Annotated in this window: 14 protein-coding genes and 1 pseudogene; 7 read left to right on the top strand and 8 right to left on the bottom strand. The window is 71.8% G+C overall.

The window, feature by feature from the left end; genetic code table 11:
* Window positions 1–41 precede the first annotated feature (41 nt).
* The 5 genes and pseudogenes from YWW_RS30840 to tnpA all read right to left on the bottom strand — a co-directional run bounded on the left by YWW_RS30840 (window position 42) and on the right by tnpA (window position 4,840).
* Window positions 42–1,322: a LacI family DNA-binding transcriptional regulator gene (locus tag YWW_RS30840; RefSeq protein WP_211228580.1), complete on the bottom strand. Its 1,281-nt coding sequence runs from the start codon at window positions 1,320–1,322 to the stop codon at window positions 42–44.
* A 131-nt stretch (window positions 1,323–1,453) separates the two neighbouring features.
* Window positions 1,454–3,424, bottom strand: a complete 1,971-nt coding sequence (locus tag YWW_RS0115585) for an ABC1 kinase family protein (RefSeq protein WP_026930835.1) — start codon at window positions 3,422–3,424, stop codon at window positions 1,454–1,456.
* A 93-nt stretch (window positions 3,425–3,517) separates the two neighbouring features.
* Window positions 3,518–3,865, bottom strand: a complete 348-nt coding sequence (locus YWW_RS30835) for a DUF202 domain-containing protein (protein WP_035698548.1) — start codon at window positions 3,863–3,865, stop codon at window positions 3,518–3,520.
* Entirely contained in the window at window positions 3,862–4,233 is a 372-nt protein-coding gene (locus YWW_RS0115575) for a YidH family protein (RefSeq protein WP_026930834.1), read from the bottom strand. The genes YWW_RS30835 and YWW_RS0115575 overlap by 4 nt, the downstream gene beginning before the upstream one ends.
* A gap of 198 nt (window positions 4,234–4,431) precedes the next feature.
* Window positions 4,432–4,840 (bottom strand): annotated as a pseudogene (tnpA, locus tag YWW_RS0115570) (IS200/IS605 family transposase).
* A gap of 24 nt (window positions 4,841–4,864) precedes the next feature.
* On the opposite strand from tnpA, the gene YWW_RS30830 reads away from it, so the two are divergent.
* Window positions 4,865–6,031 (top strand): RNA-guided endonuclease InsQ/TnpB family protein, encoded by a 1,167-nt coding sequence (locus tag YWW_RS30830; protein WP_035698549.1) that lies wholly within the window; start codon window positions 4,865–4,867, stop codon window positions 6,029–6,031.
* 34 nt (window positions 6,032–6,065) lie between these two features.
* Here the strand turns inward: YWW_RS30830 and YWW_RS30825 are convergent, their stop codons facing one another.
* Window positions 6,066–6,800 (bottom strand): GntR family transcriptional regulator, encoded by a 735-nt coding sequence (locus YWW_RS30825; protein ID WP_211228579.1) that lies wholly within the window; start codon window positions 6,798–6,800, stop codon window positions 6,066–6,068.
* 325 nt (window positions 6,801–7,125) lie between these two features.
* Between YWW_RS30825 and YWW_RS0115555 the strand changes: the two genes are divergently transcribed.
* From YWW_RS0115555 to YWW_RS0115530, 6 genes are all read left to right on the top strand, one after another.
* Window positions 7,126–8,403 (top strand): extracellular solute-binding protein, encoded by a 1,278-nt coding sequence (locus tag YWW_RS0115555; RefSeq protein ID WP_026930832.1) that lies wholly within the window; start codon window positions 7,126–7,128, stop codon window positions 8,401–8,403.
* Window positions 8,400–9,323: a carbohydrate ABC transporter permease gene (locus YWW_RS0115550; protein ID WP_026930831.1), complete on the top strand. Its 924-nt coding sequence runs from the start codon at window positions 8,400–8,402 to the stop codon at window positions 9,321–9,323. Before YWW_RS0115555 ends, YWW_RS0115550 begins: the two co-directional genes overlap by 4 nt.
* Window positions 9,323–10,231 carry a carbohydrate ABC transporter permease gene (locus tag YWW_RS0115545; protein ID WP_026930830.1) on the top strand — a complete coding sequence of 303 codons (909 nt, stop codon included), beginning with the start codon at window positions 9,323–9,325 and terminating at the stop codon, window positions 10,229–10,231. Before YWW_RS0115550 ends, YWW_RS0115545 begins: the two co-directional genes overlap by 1 nt.
* 2 nt (window positions 10,232–10,233) lie before the next feature.
* Window positions 10,234–11,961: a GH39 family glycosyl hydrolase gene (locus YWW_RS0115540; RefSeq protein WP_026930829.1), complete on the top strand. Its 1,728-nt coding sequence runs from the start codon at window positions 10,234–10,236 to the stop codon at window positions 11,959–11,961.
* On the top strand, window positions 11,958–13,406 hold the full coding sequence (locus tag YWW_RS0115535) for an aldehyde dehydrogenase family protein (RefSeq protein WP_026930828.1): 1,449 nt from the start codon (window positions 11,958–11,960) through the stop codon (window positions 13,404–13,406). The genes YWW_RS0115540 and YWW_RS0115535 overlap by 4 nt, the downstream gene beginning before the upstream one ends.
* A 72-nt stretch (window positions 13,407–13,478) precedes the next feature.
* Complete coding sequence (locus tag YWW_RS0115530; protein ID WP_026930827.1) at window positions 13,479–16,610, top strand: ATP-binding protein; 3,132 nt, start codon at window positions 13,479–13,481, stop codon at window positions 16,608–16,610.
* Here YWW_RS0115530 and YWW_RS0115525 read toward each other — a convergent pair.
* The gene (locus YWW_RS0115525) at window positions 16,594–17,337 is read right to left on the bottom strand and encodes an ABC transporter permease (RefSeq protein WP_026930826.1); all 744 of its coding nucleotides are present in this window, start codon (window positions 17,335–17,337) and stop codon (window positions 16,594–16,596) included. The genes YWW_RS0115530 and YWW_RS0115525 overlap by 17 nt on opposite strands.
* Window positions 17,334–18,275: a daunorubicin resistance protein DrrA family ABC transporter ATP-binding protein gene (locus YWW_RS0115520; protein ID WP_026930825.1), complete on the bottom strand. Its 942-nt coding sequence runs from the start codon at window positions 18,273–18,275 to the stop codon at window positions 17,334–17,336. Before YWW_RS0115520 ends, YWW_RS0115525 begins: the two co-directional genes overlap by 4 nt.
* Between the last annotated feature and the right edge of the window lie 60 nt (window positions 18,276–18,335).

The following is an 18,335-nucleotide window of genomic DNA, read 5'->3' as shown; positions in this document are numbered from 1 at the left end:
GTCGCAGAAACGATCGGCGAATACAAGGATTGTTTCGAAGATCAGTCCGGGGGCGGCGCGGTGCTGGCGCGGACCACCAGCGCGGTCGCCAGTTCGATGTGCGTCTGAGCGATCGTCTCGCCCTCGGCCAGGGCCAGGACCATGGCCGCGGCGGTGGCCCCCAGGTCGGCGAAGGGCTGCCGCACCGTCGTCAAGGACGGCCCGCACCACCGGGCGTGCGAGATGTCGTCGAAGCCGACCACGCTCAGGTCCTCGGGGATGCGGACGCCCGCCTGCCTGGCCGCCTCGTAGACGCCGAGCGCCTGGAGGTCGTTGCCGCACAGCACGGCAGTGGGAGGGGCGGGGAGCCGCAGGAGGTTCAGGCCGTGGCTGAAGCCGTCCTCGAAGGAGAAGCTCCCGGTGCGGACCAGGCGCTCGTCCAGCGGCGCCCCCTCGGCCCGCATCGCGCTCCGCGCGCCTTCCAGCCGCTGCCTCGCGCACAGCCGCTCCAGCGGCCCGGTGACCACCGCGATCCGCCGATGGCCGAGCTCGAGCAGGTGCCGGGCGGCGGCGATGCCGCCGTGCCGGTTGGCCGCGGACACCGTGGGGATCGGGTGCAGCGGCTCGCTGGGGGGATCCAGAGCCGCCAGCGGGATGCCGCTGGCGCTCAGCAGGCCGTGCTGCTCCGGCGTGAAGCCCATGCGCGCGACGATCACCCCGGTGGGGCGGCGGGCCAGCAGGTCGCGGGCCCAGCTGCGGCCCGCCGACTCCTCCTGGAGCACGTCCGTGAAGCCGACCGCCAGGCCGCGCTCGACGGCGACCCGCTTGACGCCGTGCATGATCTCCACCGCCAGGTACCCGTGCATGCCGTAGAAGACCACTTCGACGCACGCGGCCCGCGCGACCTTCTCGGGGCGCCGGTAGCCCTGCTCGCGCAGCAGCCGCTCCACCCGCCGCCGGGTCTCCGGCGCCACCCCCGCGCGTCCGTTGAGGACCTTCGACACCGTGGGAGGCGACACGCCGGCCATCCGGGCGATCGCCGCGACCGTCGCCTGGCCGGGCGGCCGCCGCCGGTTCGGCGCCTCGAACGCGCCCGAGTCCTCGGCCGGGACGGGACCGCGGCCCGGGGCCCTCCGGCGCCGCTCCTCGACCTCGGCGAGCAGCCGGTCCCGCACACGCTCGGCCTCGCGTTCCGCCTCCGGTCCGGCTGGCACCGTCTCCACGAGATGGCGCCGCTTCCCGGACTCCGGATCGAGGCCGAGGTACACCCTGACTCTGAGCGATCCGCTTGGGAGGCGCTCGATCTCACCGCGCGCCCGCCGCGGCCCGGTACCGGTCGTCATGGAGCCACGCTAGCAGCACCGCGTCTGGGGGCCGAAGCGAGATATGGCTCCACGAATGGCTCCACGCGATCGTTCGGCACCGCTTCCCGCGCGGCGGCGGCCTCCCGAGGGGCGGCGCGGGCGCTCGCGGTTCAGTCGCGCCGATCGCTCCTGGTGAAGATGTCGGCCAGCACCCGGAGCGCCATCACCGAGGCGACGAGCAGCAGCGAGAGGCCGAAGAACTGGTACAGGCCGATCTCCGCGGTCAGCTCGGGACCGCCTTCGATGCCTATGAGCATGACCGCCATCAGGCCGGACGCGGCGGCCAGCACCGTCAGCAGGATCTGATGCAGCCACGCCGTGATGACGCGGCGGTCCTCGGCCTTGGCGAACAGCCGCAGATTGGCGGAGAGCCGCCCCGACTCCGCCGCGTCCGCCAGGCGGTCGAGACGGCGCGGCAGTTTGCGCAGCACCGGCATCAGGTCCGTGAGCTCCTCCATGACCATCTCCTGGACGGCGCCGGGGCGCAGCCGCCGCTCGACGTGGCCCTCCCCGGCCGCGCGCGCCTCGGCGATGAGGTCGAAGTCCGGATCGATCGCCGTCAGGCAGCCCTCCAGGGTCGCCAGGGCCCGGAAGACCGCGGCGAGCTCGGGCGGGATGGTGATGCGGTGCTTCGCGATGATGCGGAACAGCTCGTTGAACATTCTGAGGTCGGGGGCCGCGCCGGGGGACAGATGGCGTGTCATGAACGAGCCCAGCGCCCGCTCGAGCGAGACCTGGTCGAGCTCGTCGGGGCGGGTCGAGACGCCGACGAGCGCGTCCGCCATGGCCGGGCCGTCCTGGCGGTCGACGGCCTGGAGGAGCGCCTCGAACGAGGCGCGCAGCTCCCGGTCGAGCCGGCCGACCGAGCCGTAGTCGATCAGTCCGATGCGCCCGTCGTCGAGCAGCATGAGGTTGCCCGGGTGCGGATCGGCGTGGAAGATGCCGTCGACCATGACCTCGTCGAGGATCTCCCGCAGCAGCGCCGCGGCGACGGCGCGGGGCTCCAGCCCGCGTTCGCCGAGCCCCTCCGCGGCCGACACGAGCGGGACGCCCGCCAGTCGCTCCATGACCAGGACCCGCTCGTCGGACAGGTCCGTGTGCGGCGTGGGGACGACGACCTCGGCGCGGCGCCGGGCGTGCGCGGCGGCGACCTGGGCGAGATTGCGGGCCTCGACGGTGAAGTCGACCTCCTCGCGCAGCGCTTCGGCGAAGCCGTCGGCGAGGCCGAGCACGTCCATGGACCGGCCCCAGGAGGTGTGCCGGTCGAGGGTGCGGGCCAGGCGGCGGATGATGTCGAGGTCCCGCTCGACGGTCTGCTCCGCGCCGGGGCGCCGGACCTTGACGACGACGGCCTCCCCTCCGCGCAGGACGGCGGTGTGGACCTGCGCGATCGACGCGGCGGCGACCGGTTCGGCGTCGAAGCGGGCGAACACCTCGTCGATCGGCGCGCCGATGGCGGCCTCGACCAGCGGGATCACGCTCGAACCGGGTATGGGGGCCGCCTGGTCCTGGAGTTTGGCGAACTCCGCGAGATAGACGGCGGGGAGCAGGTCGCGCCGGGTCGAGAGGATCTGGCCGAGTTTGACGAAGGTGACGCCGGCGTCGTCGAGGGCGCGGCGCAGCGCCCGCGCCATCTCGGCGTCCTGCCCGGCCTGGCGGCGGCCGCGCAGCAGGCCGATCAGGCCGTGCCTGCCGGCGATCGCCAGGATCTGGAGGTAGCGGCGGGTGCGCCTGATCCTCGCGCGCAGACCCTTGAACCACGTGCGCGCGGGCGGCACGGCCCCGGTGGGGACGACCGCCTCCCAGATCACCAGCATGATCATGGCGATCACCGGCGAGCAGACGAACACGAGCATCCACAGGGCGAAGACGCCCGGAAGCTCCTCGGGGGTCGGCTCGCGGTTCTTGTACGGGCTGAGCAGCGCCGGGATCAGTCCATACTGGATTCCCGTGTAACCGCAGACGCTGACGACGATCAGGCGCCACACGGTGTACCTGACATCAAGCAGCCGGGTCGCGACGTAGCCGACTGCGGCCGTGGTCACGGCGAGGGCGAAGAGCGAGAGGACCAGCTCGGTCATGGAGGTCGGCCTTTCAGCGGGCGAGACGATGATCGCCAGCACAGGCTACGCCGCTCCGTCCAAGCCCGAACGTCCGCGCGCCCGGCGTTCGCCCTAGGCGCCCAATACCAGGAACGCGCCTGCCACGGCGAGCAGCACGGCCGCGACGGCGACGGACAGCAGCAGTCGGCCTCCCGGTGCCGCGGGGGCCGGCCCACCCGCCCGCCGCGCGCGAAGCCACCGGCCCAGGCGGTCCGAGCGCCGTTCGGCCGCCGCCATCAGGATGCCCCCGGCGGCCAGGGCCGCGAACGGCAGCACGAGGCCGAGCCCGGGATGCGCGGCCGCCAGGAGACGGGAGGCCAGCACCGATCCGGCGGTGATCCCGAGCGCGGTTCGCCTCCAGGCCAGGTTGCTGCGCTCGGGTTGCAGCCCCCGGTCCCAGGGTCCGGGCGGCTCGGTCACCGCTCGGGACCGATCAGGACGGCGACGACGATGAGCGCGCCGGCGAGCATCACCGCGACGACGACCGGCAGTATCGAGACCGGCGAGGGGAGCGGACGGCCGGTGCGGACGGCGCGCTCGGACCGCGCCCACCCGATCCACGCCTGGACCGGCAGCGCGAAGCCGATCGCGATGAGCACGAGCGCGGCGATGAGCCTGAGCGTGTCATGCAACGGCGTCGCGAGCGCCTCCAATGCCACTCCCCCGGCGGTGAACGCCAGCGACGTGCGGATCCAGGCCAGGAAGGTGCGCTCGTTCGCCAGCGAGAACCGCGGATCGGGCTCCTCGCCGTCCTCGTACACATGGCGCGGAAACCGCCGCTCAGCCATCGGCCACCTCGAACGGAGAGCGCCGGTTCCTCTGCGGCGGGTGTGCGGGCATCGGTCGGTCGGCGTGCGAAACGTGCATGAGCGGATCGTAACGCCCGACGGGAGGCGCCCGCTTCGATCTCGGGCCGATCACGAGGCCTTACCGATCCTTGGTGTGAAAGCCCCGTGCTTTAGGGGTGGGGATGAAACGCCTCACCGCTATGCGGGGCATTGCTGCTGCTCGATGTACTGGCGGATGATCGACAGGGGCACGCCGCCGCAGGAGGCCGCGAAGTACGACGGGGAACAGAAGTGCCCGTGCATGATCGCACGGTTGACCCGACCGGTGAACTCATAGCAGAGTCTGCGCGCCGAGACGCCCTTGAGCGAGTTGACCAGCCGCGAGACCGACACCTTCGGCGGGTAGTGGACCAGTAGGTGCACATGGTCGCGCTCAGCGTTGAACCCCTTGAGCTCGGCCTCGAAGTTCTTGCGCATGACGCCCTCACAGTAGTCGAGCATGGCATCATCGAAGATGCCGCCCCCGGTACTTGGTCACAAAGACCAAATAGACATGCAAATCCGAAACCACATGCCTGCCAAGGCGGTACCGGTCATCATTAGCTATAAGGCCGATAGTAGGATATTTCTCATGCGGTTGCGCTACAACTATCGGGCCTACCCGGACGGGGGTCAGCGCCGTGCGCTGGCCCAGGCGTTCGGGTGCGCTCGGGTGGTGTGGAACGACTGCTTGAGCGCCCGCAGGGCCGCGCACGAGGCCGGGAAGACGTACGTGTCCTCGGCGGTGTTGTCGAAGACCTACATCACCGCCGCGAAGCAGACGCCCGAGCGGGCGTGGCTGGCCGAGGTGTCGGCCGTGGTGCTTCAGCAGTCCCTGCGTGACCTGGATACGGCCTACAAGGCGTTCTTCGACTCGGTCAAGGGACAACGCAAGGGTCCCAAGGTCGCGCCGCCTCGGTACAAATCGCGCAAGGACACCCGGCAGTCGATCCGGCTGGGCACCAACGCCTTCGCCATCCGCGACAACGGCCGCGTATACCTCGCCAAGATCGGCGAGGTGAAAGTCGCGTGGTCCAGGCAGATGCCCGCCGCGCCCTCGAGCGTGACCGTGGTCAAGGACGCCGCCGGGCGGTATTTCCTGTCATTCGTGGTCGAGACCGGCCCCGAGCCCCTGCCGGAGACCGGCGAGGAGACCGGCATCGACCTGGGACTGACCGCGTTCGCGGTCACCAGCTCGGGCAAGAAGATCGACAACCCGCGCTTCCTGCGCCGCTCCGAACGCAAACTCAAACGCCTCCAGCGCGCACTCTCCCGCAAGCAGCAAGGGTCAGCGAACCGGGCCAAGGCCCGTGCCGCCCTCGCCCGGCAGCACGCCAAGGTCGCCGACACCCGGCGCGACTGGCACCACCAGGTATCGACGCAGATCATCCGCGACAGCCAAGCGGTGTACGTCGAAGACCTCGCGGTGAACGGTCTCGCCCGGACCCGGCTGGCCAAGAGCATCCACGACGCCGGATGGTCGGCGTTCGTGAACATGCTCGAATACAAGGCCGCGCTCTACGGGCGGCACTTCGCGAAGGTCGACCGGTGGCTGCCGACCAGCCAGACGTGCTCGGCATGCGGCGTCAAGGACGGCCCTAAGCCGCTCAGCGTCCGCGAATGGACCTGCGCCGCGTGCGGGGCCGTCCACGACCGCGACATCAACGCCGCGAGAAACATCCTGGCCGCCGGGCAGGCGGACAGGTTAAACGCCTGTGGACCGCTGATAAGACCTGGGAAACCGGGCGCAGCGGGTTGAAGCAGGAACCCCGGCCTGAAGGCCAGGGAGGATGTCAAAGGCCCGTCTTGCCCTCCGGTCCCGGGCCCGACAGGGGGCCGGCCGCGGGCTGGTCGAGGTCGGTGTCGCGCATCTGCCGGATGCGGCGGAGCGTCCATCCGATGTGCTTCTCGATCGCGGTCGCCGCGGCGGCGGGGTCGCCGGCCGCCAGCACCTCGCGCAGCTCGGCGTGCTCGCTCCACGCCGAGGAGCGGAAGTCCTCGCGGTCGGTGCGCGCGTTGAGGAACATCGAGACCTGGCCGCGCAGCAGCTCCCAGGACCGGCGCAGTCGCGTGTGGTCGGCGGCCTCGTAGACGAGGTCGTGGAACTCCAGGTCGAGCGCGACGTGGTCGCCGCTCTCGTGCGGGCCGGTGAGCGCCTTCATGCGAGCGATGACCTCGTCCATGGCGGCGAGGGTCTCGGCGGTGATGCGCGCGGCGCACCGCTCCATGGCCAGCCGCTCGATGGCGAGGCGGAGCGAGTAGACCTCTTCGATGTCGTCGTAGGTCAGGGTGATCACGCGCGCCCCGCGGTGGCGCTGGAGCTCGATCAGCCCGTCGCGCTCGAGGATCGAGATGGCCTCGCGCACCGGGCCGCGGCTCACCGACATCGACTCGGCGAGCTCGGTCTCCTTGAGACGCTCGCCGGGGGCGAGGACGCCTCGGGTGATCATCTCCCGCAACCGATCGGCGACGAGCGTGGACATGGCCGGCGGCAGCGCCGGCCCGCTCAGGAAGTCTGACGTCGCCACGCCCATCCTCTCTTCGGCTCGTGTCCGGACCGCTCCGCGACCCGGGAGACCAGTGTATTCCGGTGCGCCGCCGCCGCTTCAGGCCCCGATCGCGCCTGTTCGGTTCGCGGGGAGGCGCACCGCTCCGCCCGGCGGAGCGAGGTCCACCTGTCCTCCGCCGGGCGAGAGCATGGGACCGACTCTAGCAGAAATCTGCAAATTGTTTCTTGTTGACAATGTGCAATCACTGGGATAGCGTCGCACCGTCGGCACGCGGGTGCCGCACCGACCACCCCGATGACCACGTCCCGGCCACGGCACCGGGTCGCGCAAGGAGGCGCGCCGAATGGTCCAGATCACCAGAAGACAACTCCTCGGAGCGGGGGCGGCGTTCTCCGCCGGCCCGCTCCTCACCGCCTGCAGCTCCCCCTTCGACGACACGACCGCGGCCGGCGGCAACGTGCTCGAGTTCGTCACCTTCTACACGGGGCCGGACGGCGCCGTGATGCAGGGGATCGTCGACGCCTACAACACGCAGTCGACCGGCGCGCAGATCCGCATGTCCGCGCCCGCCTACGGCGGCGACTACCTCACCAAGCTCGTGACCTCGTCCATCGCCGGCAACCCGCCGGCGATCATGGCCCTGCACAACAACGAGGTCGCGCCGCTGCGCCGCTTCCTCCACCCGCTCGACCTCGAGGCGATGGGCTTCGCCGAATCCGACTTCGTCGCGGGGACGCAGGACCTCGGCGTCGTCGACGGCGAGCGCCTCGGCGTCACCATGAGCACCGGCCCGCAGGCGATGGTCTACAACCGGCGGCTCTTCGAAGAGGCCGGACTCGACCCCGACGCGCCGCCGAGCGACGCCGCCGGATTCGTCGAGGCCGGCAGGGCGCTCCGAGACATCGGCGTCTGGGGCTTCATCCGCGAGCCCGCGACGTGGATGCCGTGGCTGACCATGAACTGGCAGAACGGCGGCGAACTCGTCGACGGCGACCGCGCCCTGTTCGACTCGGACCCCTCGATCGAGGCGATCGAGATGGAGCGGCGGTGGGTCCACGAGGACGGGATCTCGCCGGCCCAGCTGCTCGACGGCGTCCAGATGGGCCAGCAGTTCCGGGACGAGCAGGTCGGGATGATCTTCATCGGCCCGTGGGGACTGATCGACGTCGTGGGGGCGAACGAGGAGGACGGCAAGGACTTCGCGGTCGCGCCCGTCCCGGCGTTCTTCGACGTCGAACCGGCCGTCGCCGCCACCTCCCACGTCTACTGCATCCCGAAGCAGCGCACCGACGACGACTGGGTCCGCGCCGAGGCGACCGAGTTCATCGAATGGGTCGTCCGCGAAGGCAGCGTGACCTGGGCCGGCTCCCAGGCGCCTTCGTTCAACGGCGTCGACGCCGAGATCGCGGCGAGCGACGATCCCCTGATCACCGCGATGAGCACGTTCGTCGCCGAGCAGCCCCGCGCGCGCTTCCTGCCCTACGTGCCGCGCTGGAACCAGGCGTTCACGTACCTGACGAACGCGACCCAGTCGATCGTCTACCGCAACGAGGACCCGAAGGCGCTCATGACCGAGGCCGCCGAGCAGGCCACCGCCGCGATCCGGGGGGCCGCACGATGAGCGCGACGACCGAGAACCGGACGGCGGCCCCGCGCAGGGCCGCCCGCTCGCCGCGGCGCAGGCGGCTCACCAGGGTCGGCATCCTCTTCGCCGCCCCGTTCATGCTGCTGCTGCTGTTCCTGTGGGGCGTGCCCGTCGTCTCGGGCTTCTGGGTGAGCCTCACCGACACCAACATGGCCGAGGGCACCGGCGGCTTCGTCGGCTTCGACAACTACGCGAGCCTCGCGAGCGACCCCGACTTCCGGTCGGCGCTCGGGAACACGGCGCTGTTCGTCGTCCTCAACGTCCCCGTCCTGGTCGCGGTCGGCCTGCTCCTGGCGATGCTGCTCAACCAGCCGCTGGGCGGGCGGGGCGCGATCCGCGCGGCGTTCATCTCGCCGTACCTGCTGACGGGCGCCGCCGTCGCCATCATCTGGCAGACCGCGCTCAACCCGCTCGGCGGCAACCTCAACCAGATCCTCTCCACGGTCGGCCTGCCGGAGCAGGCGTGGCTGAGCACGCCGGGCGAGGCCATGGGCGCCGTCGTGCTCATCACCCTGTGGTGGCGCGTCGGCTTTCCCCTGCTGGTCCTGCTCGCGGCGCTCCAGGACATCCCCGCCCAGCTGTACGAGGCGGCGAAGATCGACGGCGCGAACGTGTTCCAGCGCTTCCGCCACGTCACCCTGCCCGCCATCGCGCCGGTGCTCATGCTCGTCGTGCTCCTGCGGCTCATCGACTCCTTCAAGGTCTTCGAGCAGGTCTACCTCGTCACCGAGGGCGGGCCCGCCGGTTCGACGCGCGTCGTCCTCCAGATGCTCTACGAGTCGGGCTTCCGCGACTTCCAGACCGGCTACGCCTCCGCCATCGGATGGACCCTGGCCGTCATCATCCTCATCGTCACCGTCGTCCAGCTCGCCCTCACCCGAAGGAGGGAGTCGTGATGAGCACCGCAGCTCAGACCGCGCCCCGCGCCACGTCGGACGCCGACGCCGGGAAGACCGGCGGACGCTCCCGCCTCAGCCCGTCCCGCCGCGCCAAGTACGCGGCCACGGCGTTCGGCGCCGTCTTCGCCGTGGGGTGGACCCTGCCGCTGCTGTGGGTCCTCATCGGGTCGTTCAACGCCGAGCGCCTGACGTCCGGGGCGGGCTTCGTCCCCTCGGACCCCAGCGGGGCCAACTGGTCCAAGCTCGTCCAGCCCGACGGCCGCGCCGTCAACGTCTTCGTCGCGTTCTTCAACAGCTCCGTCGTGGCGGTCGCCGCGACCCTCCTGGCGCTCGTCGTGTGCTCGATGATGGCCTACGCGCTCGCCCGCCTGCCGTTCCGCGGCAGCGCGCTCATCCTGAGCCTCATCGTCCTCGCGATGCTGATCCCCACCGAGGTGATCCTCGTGCCGCTGTTCCAGCAGTTCGCGGCGCTCGGGCTCCTGAACACCTACGGCGCGCTCATCATCCCGCACGTCGTGTCGCTGTTCGGCGTCGTCCTGCTGCGGCAGTTCATCGTGAACCTCCCGGTCGAGCTGACCGAGGCCGCGAAGATCGACGGCGCGAACGCCTGGCAGAACTACCGCTACATCGTGCTGCCGCTCATCCGGCCGGGCCTGGCCACCCTCGGCATCCTCGTGTTCCTCGCGGCGTGGAACGACTTCCTGTGGCCGCTCATCGCCACCAGCACACCCTCGATGCAGACGCTGCCGCTCGCCCTGATCACCTTCCGATCCGCTTACGGCGACAGCGAATACGGCGTGGTCATGGCCTCGACCATCCTCGCCATCACACCCCCGCTGCTCGTATTCCTCTTCGCCCAGCGATTCATCGTCGCGGGCATCAGCAACACCGGACTGAAAGGCTGACCATGGCGAACACGACGCGATCCACCGAGCACGCGGGGGCCAACCGGGCGCACCCGAAGGCGGCCCGGTCCGATCCGGACCCCCGGCACGTGCGCGGCGCCGAGGTGCGCATCGACGCCTCGTCGCCGCTCGGGGAGCTCGCGCCGATCTGGGCGAGCATGGGCTACGACGAGATCAACTACACGTACCGCCCGGACGGGAAGCGGCTGCTGCGGAGCATCGGCGAGTTCTCCCCGCGCCCGTTCCACGTGCGGCCCCACTACATGTTCTGCTCCGGCAGCGGCTGGGGGCAGCCGCACTGGGGCAACGGGAACGTCTACCACGAGGACGCCGACGGCAATCCCCACTACGACTTCACGCTGCTGGACCAGACCTACGACGCGATCGTCGGGGCGGGCCACCACGTGCTCGTCGAGCTCGGCTTCACCCCGAAGGACCTCGTGCCGGAGAAGGCGTACGACGTCTTCCCGGTGATCCCGAGCCCCACCGTCTACAGCGCCTACGAGCAGGGCCTGTGGTCGTTCCCGCCGAAGGACTACGGCAAGTGGGCCGGGCTGTGCGCCGCGACCGCCGAGCACGTCCTCGAACGCTACGGGGCCGAAGAGGTCTCGAACTGGGTGTGGGAGCTGTGGAACGAGCCCGACATCTTCTACTGGAGGGGCACGCCCGAGCAGTACTGCGAGCTGTACACCGTCACCGCCGAGGCGATCCGGAGCGTGCTCCCCCAGGCGCGCGTCGGCGGGCCCTCGGTCACCGGCGGCGACGACGGCGCGGGGTTCCTGCGCGGCTTCCTCGAGCACTGCTCGCGCACCGGGACGCCGCTCGACTACGTCTCCTTCCACACCAAGGGATCGGCGTTCACGCCGTGGCGGACCTACGGCCCGATGGGCGCCCCTCCCCCCGTGCGGGAGTCCCCTTCGGCGGTGAAGATGCTGTTCGAGGTCGACCGGCTGCTGTCGGTGATGGGCGAGTTCCCCGAGTACGCGGACCTGCCCGCGATCATCGACGAGTGCGACGCGGGCGTCCCGGCCCACCACAGCGCCTACGACAACCCGAACTTCCGCTTCCAGAACACCGAGTACTACCCGGTGTTCCAGGCCAAGCTCATGAAGAAGCTCCTCGACCTGTCCGGGCGCCACCGCGACAACATCGAGCAGGCCACGACGTGGTCGTTCTACTTCGAAGGCGAACGCTACTTCGAGGGCACGCGCTCGTGGACCACGCAGGGCGGCATCGAGAAGCCGCTCATGAACGCCTACCGGCTCTTCGCGAAGCTCGGCGAGCGGCGCATCGGCGCCGAGTCCGACGCCGCGTGGCCCATCGACGACCTGTCCGGGCGCGAGCACGGCATGCCCGAGGAGGTCGACGCCCTCGCGTCGATCGCCGAGGACGGGACCGTCGCGGCCCTGGTCTGGCGGCACGGCGACGACCAGTACGCCGCCGACGCCGAGACGGCCGCGACGGCGCTGGGCTTCACCGGGCTCGCGGCGCCCGCCTACACCGTCACCGAGTACCGGATCGACGCCGAGCACTCGAACGCCCACACGGTGTGGGAGGGGCTCGGCTCGCCGCAGGACCCGGACGCGGAGACCCTCGCGACGATCCACGCCCGGCAGGGCCTCGAGACCGTCGGCGAGCCGCGGCTCGTCGAGGCCTCGGAGGGGGGCCTGCGGTACGAGACGCGGCTGCCGCTGCCGTCGGTGTCGCTCGTCGTGCTGGAGCCCCGATGAGCGGGACCGCGGGCGGGCGGGAGGCGCTCCTGTTCATCGACGGGCGGTGGCGCGCGGCGGCGGGCGGCGCCTCGGACGAGCTCCGCGACCCCGCCACCGGCGAGGTCGTCGGATCGGTGGCGCGGGCCGGCGAGGCCGACGTCGACGAGGCCCTCGCCGCCGTCGACCGGGGCTTCGCGGCCTGGCGCCGGTCCGAGCCCGCCGAGCGCGCCCGCGTGCTCCGCGAGGCGGCGGCGATCCTGCGCTCGCGAGCCGAGGAGGTCGCCGGGGCCATCACCGCCGAGCAGGGGAAGCCGCTCGGCGAGGCCCGGTCCGAGGTCGAGCAGTCCGCCGGCTACTTCGACTGGTACGCGGGCGAGGCGACGCGCGAGCGCGGCCGGAGGTGGTCGAGCGGCGGACGCGAGTTCATCGTGGAGCGCCGCCCGATCGGCCCCGTCGCCGCCTTCTCTGCGTGGAACTTCCCCGCCTCGCTCCCGGCCCGGAAGATCGCCCCGGCGATCGCCGCCGGATGCGGGATCCTGGTCAAGCCCGCCGAGGAGGCGCCCGGCGCCGCGGCCGCGCTCGTCGAGGCCCTCGTCGACGCGGGTCTCCCGGGAGCCGTGATCGCCCTCGTCACCGGCGACGCACCGGCGATCGCCCGGCAGGTCATCGGCTCGCCGGTCATCCGGAAGATCACGCTGACCGGCTCGATACCGGTCGGCCGCGAGCTCGTGCGGCTGTCGGCGGAGCACCTCCAGCCGCTCAGCCTCGAGCTCGGCGGGCACGCGCCCGTGATCGTGCTGCCCGGCGCCGACGTGCCCGCGGTCGCCAGGGCGCTCGCGGGCGCGAAGTTCCGCAACGCCGGGCAGGTGTGCATCTCCCCCACCAGGTTCTTCGTGCCCGGCGAGGCCGCCGAGGAGTTCGCGGAGCATTTCGCCGCCGCGGCGGCGGCGCTCACCGTCGGGCCGGGCGACCGGGACGGCGTCGAGGTCGGACCGCTGGCGAACGAGCGCCGGCTCGAGGCCGTGTCGTCTCTTGTGGATGACCTCAGGGCGGGAGGCGCGCGGGTGCTCACCGGCGGGCGCCGCGTCGAGTCGCTGCCCGGATGGTTCTACGAGCCGACCGTCGTGATCGACGTCCACGAGGACGCGCGGATCCTCACCGAGGAGCCCTTCGGACCGATCGCGCCGGTGCTGCCGTACCGCTCGGTCGACGAGGCCGTGGCCAGGGCGAACGCCGTGGAGCAGGGGCTCGCCGCCTATGTCTTCGGGCCGGAGGGCGAGGCGCGCGACGTCGCCTCCCGCCTCGACGTCGGCATGATCGGCGTCAACGGCACCGCGCTGGCCGTCGCCGAGGCGCCGTTCGGCGGCGTCAAGTCCTCCGGATACGGCCGCGAGGGCGGCACCGAGGGCCTCGACGAGTACACCGTCGCCGTCTACACCCAAGTGGCGCCACGGGATCGGTGACCGCGCGGGGTGCTCGACGCCGCGGCTCCGCGTCAGCGGCGGGTGGCCGGCCGGCCGTGGCAGAATCAGCGGGTGCAGATCGGGATGCTCGGACCGTTCGAGGTCCGCCTGGACGACGGCGCCCTCGCCGACGTGCCGGGCGCCCGGCTGCGCGCGCTGCTGGCCGCCCTCGCGCTCGAGGCGGGCCGCGTGGTCCCCAAGGCGGCGCTCGTCGACTGGATCTGGGGCGGGCATCCTCCTTCGGAAGCGGCGAACGCCTTGCATCGCTTGGTCTCCCGACTGCGGAAGGCACTGCCGGACGGCTCGGTCGAAGGCCGGGCGGACGGCTACCGGCTGGCGGTGGAGGCCGACGCCGTCGACGCTGTGCGCTTCGAGCGCCTCCTCAGGCGGGCAGGCGAGGAGGGGTCGCAGCGGGCGCGGCGGCTGCGCGAGGCCCTCGCCTTGTGGCGCGGTGCGGCCATGCAGGACATCGGCCTGGCCGACAGCGCCGCCTTCGACGCGGCGGTCACCCGGCTCGAACGGCTGCGGCTCCAGGCCGTCGAAGACCGGTTCGACGCGGAGATCGAGCTCGGCCGCGGCGCCGAGCTGGTCGCGGAGCTGAGCGATCTGGTGGCCGCGCACCCGGTGCGGGAGCGGCTCGTCGCCGCGCTGATGCGCGCCCTCGCCGCGGCCGGTCGCGACACCGAGGCGCTGCTGGTGTACCAGCGCACGAAAGAGGCCCTGGCCGAGGAGCTGGGCGCCGACCCCTCGCCGGAGCTGTCCGCATTGCACGTCGCGCTGCTGCGGGGCGAGTCGGGGCGGCGGGAGGAGCAGCGCAGGACCAACCTGCGCGAAGAGCTCACCAGCTTCATCGGCAAGGACGCCGACGTCGCCGCGGTCGCCGGCCTCGCCGCCGGGCACCGGCTCACCACCCTGATCGGGCCGGGCGGCGCGGGGAAGACCAGGCTGGCCACCGAGACGGCGCGCACCCTGCTCGGCGGGCTGCCGGACGGGGCCTGGCTGGTGGAGCTCGCCGCCGTCGGCGCGGACGGCGACGTGGCGCAGGCGGCGCTCGCCGGCCTCGGCCTGCGGGACGCGCTGCACGGCGAAGCGCCGAGCACGGGGCCCGAGGACCGGCTCGTCGCCGCGCTCCGCGACCGGGAGGCGCTGCTGGTCCTGGACAACTGCGAGCACGTGATCGAGTCGGCGGCGGCGGTCGCCCACCGGCTGCTCGGGGAGTGCCGGCGGCTGCGGATCCTGGCGACGAGCAGGGAACCGCTCGGCATCACCGGTGAGGCGCTGTGGCCGGTCGCGCCGCTGGCCCTCCCGGCGGAGGGCGCCGATTCCAGCGAGATCGAGTCGGCCCCGGCCGTCCGGCTGCTGCTGGACCGGGCGAGCGCGGTGCGGGGGGACCTCACGGCCGACGCTCGGACCTTGGCGACGATGGCCCGCGTCTGCCGGGCGCTGGACGGGATGCCGCTGGCGATCGAACTGGCCGCGGCCAGGCTGCGCACCATGTCCCTCGAGCAGCTCGCGGGCCGGCTCGACGACCGGTTCCGCCTGCTGACCGGCGGCAGCCGCACCGCGCTGCCGCGGCACCGGACGCTGCGCGCGATGGTCGACTGGAGCTGGGAGCTGCTCAGCGACGCCGAACGGACGGTCCTGCGCAGGCTCTCGGTGTTCGCGGGCGGGGCGAGCCTGGAAGCGGCCGAACGGGTCTGCTCCGGTGACGCCGTCGAACCGGGCCAGGTGCTCGAACTGCTCGGCTCGCTGACCGAGAAGTCGCTGCTCGTCGCCGAGGGCGACCGGGCACCGCGCTACCGGATGCTCGGCACGATCAAGGAGTACGCCGCGCAGCGCCTCGCGGAGGCCGGGGAGTCGGCATCGGCGCGCCGCGCGCACCTCGCCCACTTCACCGAGCTCGCCGAGACCGCGAACCCGCGGCTCCTCCGCGCCGAGCAATTGGCATGGCTCGCCGTGCTCTCCGCCGAGCACGACGACATCAGCGCCGCGATGCGCGGGGCGCTCGCGGCCGGCGAGGCGCAGGAGGCGATGCGGCTCGCGGCGGCCGCCGGCTTCTACTGGTGGCTCAGCGGACACCGGGCCGAGGGCAAGGAGCTGATCACCGCGGCCCTCGAGACCCCCGGCGAGGTCGACGACGAGACCCGGGCCATCGTGTACGGGAGCGCCGTGACGTTCGCCAGCGCCGGGCGGGGCTCCGACGAGAACCACGTGGCGGAGCTGATCCACCAGGCCTACCGCTTCGCCCAGTACAGCTGCTCCGGCAATCCCGTGCTGGCCGTGGCCGTTCCGCTGGAACGCATGCTGGAGGGGCCCGACGCGATCCTGCCCGCGTGGGAGTCGCTGCTGGACAACCCGGACCCGTGGGTGCGCGCGCTCGCGCTGCTGCACCTCGGCAAGTCGCGGATCATGCTCGGCCATCCCGGGCGGGACGCGGACGCGTACCTCGAGCGGGCGTTCACCGAGTTCCGGGCGCTCGGTGAACGGTTCGGGATCTCGTTCGCCCTGACCGAACTGGCGGACCGCATCGCCATGCGGGGCGAGTTCGCCGCCGCGTGCGAGTACTACGAGCAGGCGATCGAGGCCGTGACCGAGGTCGGGGCCGTCGAGGACGTCATCCGGATGCGGGCGCGGCAGGCCCAGCTGTACCGGCTGCTCGGCGACGAGGACGCGAGCGAGGCCGCGATGGCCGAGGCGCAGCGGCGCGCCTCGGGGGTCACCTGGCCGGAGGCGCTCTCGGAGCTGGCGCTGTCGAAGGCGGAGCTCGCCCGCTGGCGCGGCGACACCGAGGAGGCCCGCAGGCAGCTCGACCTCGCGACGAGCGTGCTGGGCGACAAGGCCGACAACCTCCTGGCGCTGCTGCACATCCTGCGGAGCGCCCTCACCGATGATCTCGACGAGGCCCGTGAGCACTGCGCGGCGGCCTACCGAGCGGCCGTCGAACTGGGGTACGCGCCCATGATCGCGGGGATGCTCGTCGGCGTCGCGGACCTGGCACTGCGCCGCGACCGGCCCGAGCAGGCCGCGCGGCTGCTCGCCGCGAGCGACGCCGTGCGCGGCCTGCCGGACCGCTCCCTGCCGGACGCGGCACGGATCGAGCGGGAAGCGCGGAGCCGCCTCGGCGACGAAGCGTTCGCCGAGGCGGCTCGGGGTGTTGACGGAGCAGGCTGGGATCAGCTGGTCGCGGTCACGCTCGCTTCTTGAACGTGGCGTTCGCCCACAGGTAACCGACGAGCGCGATGCCGACGCACCAGGTGATCGCGATGATCGCGTCGGTGCCGTCCGGTGCCCCGGCGAGCAGCCCGCGCAGCGTCTCGATGATCGGCGTCATGGGCTGGTACTCGGCGAACTGCCGCAGGCCCGGTCCCATCGTCTCGGCCGGGACGATCGCGCTGCTGAAGAACGGCAGCATGACCAGCGGCACGCTCGCCATGCCGGCCGTCTCGGGCGTCTTCGCCGCCATCCCCATGGCGACCGTCATCCAGCCGGCCGCGACGCCGAGCAGGACCACCATGCCGGCCACACCGAGCCAGTCGGCCGCGCCGGCCGCGGGCTCGAGCCCCAGCAGGAAGGCCACGCCGAGCAGGACCGCGACGGCGACCAGGTTGGTCAGCACGCTGGCGATGAGGTGACCGGTCAGCACCGCGCTGCGGGAGACGTCCATGACCTTGAAGCGGTTGATGATGCCCTTGGTCATGTCGGAGTTCACCGCGAGCGCGACGCTCGACAGCCCGTAGCAGACGGCCAGCCCCAACAGTCCGGGCGTCGCGTAGTCGATGTAATCGACGCCGACGTCGAAGGCGTCGCCCATCATGTAGACGAACATCAGCATGATGATGACCGGCATCAGGATGCCGTTGAACACCGAGAACGGGTTCCGGGTGACGTGCTTGACATTGCGGCGGAACATCACCATCGCATGGGATTTCATTTCGCCTCCACCTCCGCGGTGTGGCCCGTCAGGGCGAGGAAGACGTCGTCGAGGTCGGGTGTGTGAACGGAGAACTCCTCGGCGCTGAGGGAGTACTCGTCGAGCCTGTCGAGCAGGGCCCGCAGGGATCGCGTGCCGCCGTCGCCGGCGACCCGCAGGGTCAGCGCCTCGTCGTCGCGTGCGGAGTCGGCGAGGACCCGCGCGGCCGCGTCGAGTTCGGCGGCGGTGGTGAAGCGAAGCCGGACGTGGGTCCCGGGGATCTGGCGTTTGAGCTCGTCGGGCGTGCCCTGGGCGACCAGGCGGCCCTGGTCGAGCACCGCGACCCGGTCGGCGAGCTGGTCGGCCTCCTCGAGGTACTGGGTGGTGAGGAAGACCGTGGTGCCCTCGGCGACCAGCTCGCGGATGATCGACCACATCGTGCGGCGGCTGCGCGGGTCCAGGCCGGTCGTCGGCTCGTCCAGGAAGATGATCCGCGGCTCGCCGACCAGCGTCATCGCCAGGTCGAGCTTGCGGCGCATGCCGCCGGAGTAGGTCGAGGCGGGCTTCTTCGCCGACTCGGTCAGCTCGAAGCGCTCCAGCAGTTCGGTGACGATCCGCTTGCCCTCTTTGGCGGACACCGGGCTCAGGTCCACCATCAGCTGGAGGTTCTCCTGCCCGGTCAGCAGCTCGTCCACGGCCGCGAACTGGCCGGTGACGCCGATCGCCGCACGCACCGCCTTCGCCTCGGTCGCGACGTCGTGCCCGGCGACGCGCGCCGTGCCGCCGTCGGCCTTCATCAAGGTGGTCAGCACGTTGACCGTCGTCGTCTTGCCGGCCCCGTTGGGGCCGAGGAGGGAGAAGACGGTGCCCTCGCGGACATCGAGATCGATGCCGTCGAGCACGGTCTTGTCCCCGAATGCCTTGCGCAGTCCTGAGACCGCGATCGCTGAATCTGTCATGCGATCGAGTGTCGGCGCCCGAACTGACACCGCCCTGACATGCCGCTGACACGGCCGCTG

The sequence above is a fragment of the Glycomyces tenuis DSM 44171 genome (assembly GCF_000427885.1).
Taxonomy (GTDB): domain Bacteria; phylum Actinomycetota; class Actinomycetes; order Mycobacteriales; family Micromonosporaceae; genus Glycomyces; species Glycomyces tenuis.
Note: the sequence above shows the minus strand (reverse complement) of the source record. Positions and strands in the feature narration are given on the sequence as shown.

Coding starts and splice junctions, on each gene's coding strand:
- YWW_RS30840 (WP_211228580.1), bottom strand. CDS start 1,322: ATGACGACCGGTACCGGGCCGCGGCGGGCGCGCGGTGAGATCGAGCGC.
- YWW_RS0115585 (WP_026930835.1), bottom strand. CDS start 3,424: ATGACCGAGCTGGTCCTCTCGCTCTTCGCCCTCGCCGTGACCACGGCC.
- YWW_RS0115575 (WP_026930834.1), bottom strand. CDS start 4,233: ATGGCTGAGCGGCGGTTTCCGCGCCATGTGTACGAGGACGGCGAGGAG.
- YWW_RS30830 (WP_035698549.1), top strand. CDS start 4,865: ATGCGGTTGCGCTACAACTATCGGGCCTACCCGGACGGGGGTCAGCGC.
- YWW_RS0115555 (WP_026930832.1), top strand. CDS start 7,126: ATGGTCCAGATCACCAGAAGACAACTCCTCGGAGCGGGGGCGGCGTTC.
- YWW_RS0115550 (WP_026930831.1), top strand. CDS start 8,400: ATGAGCGCGACGACCGAGAACCGGACGGCGGCCCCGCGCAGGGCCGCC.
- YWW_RS0115545 (WP_026930830.1), top strand. CDS start 9,323: ATGAGCACCGCAGCTCAGACCGCGCCCCGCGCCACGTCGGACGCCGAC.
- YWW_RS0115540 (WP_026930829.1), top strand. CDS start 10,234: ATGGCGAACACGACGCGATCCACCGAGCACGCGGGGGCCAACCGGGCG.
- YWW_RS0115535 (WP_026930828.1), top strand. CDS start 11,958: ATGAGCGGGACCGCGGGCGGGCGGGAGGCGCTCCTGTTCATCGACGGG.
- YWW_RS0115525 (WP_026930826.1), bottom strand. CDS start 17,337: ATGAAATCCCATGCGATGGTGATGTTCCGCCGCAATGTCAAGCACGTC.
- YWW_RS0115520 (WP_026930825.1), bottom strand. CDS start 18,275: ATGACAGATTCAGCGATCGCGGTCTCAGGACTGCGCAAGGCATTCGGG.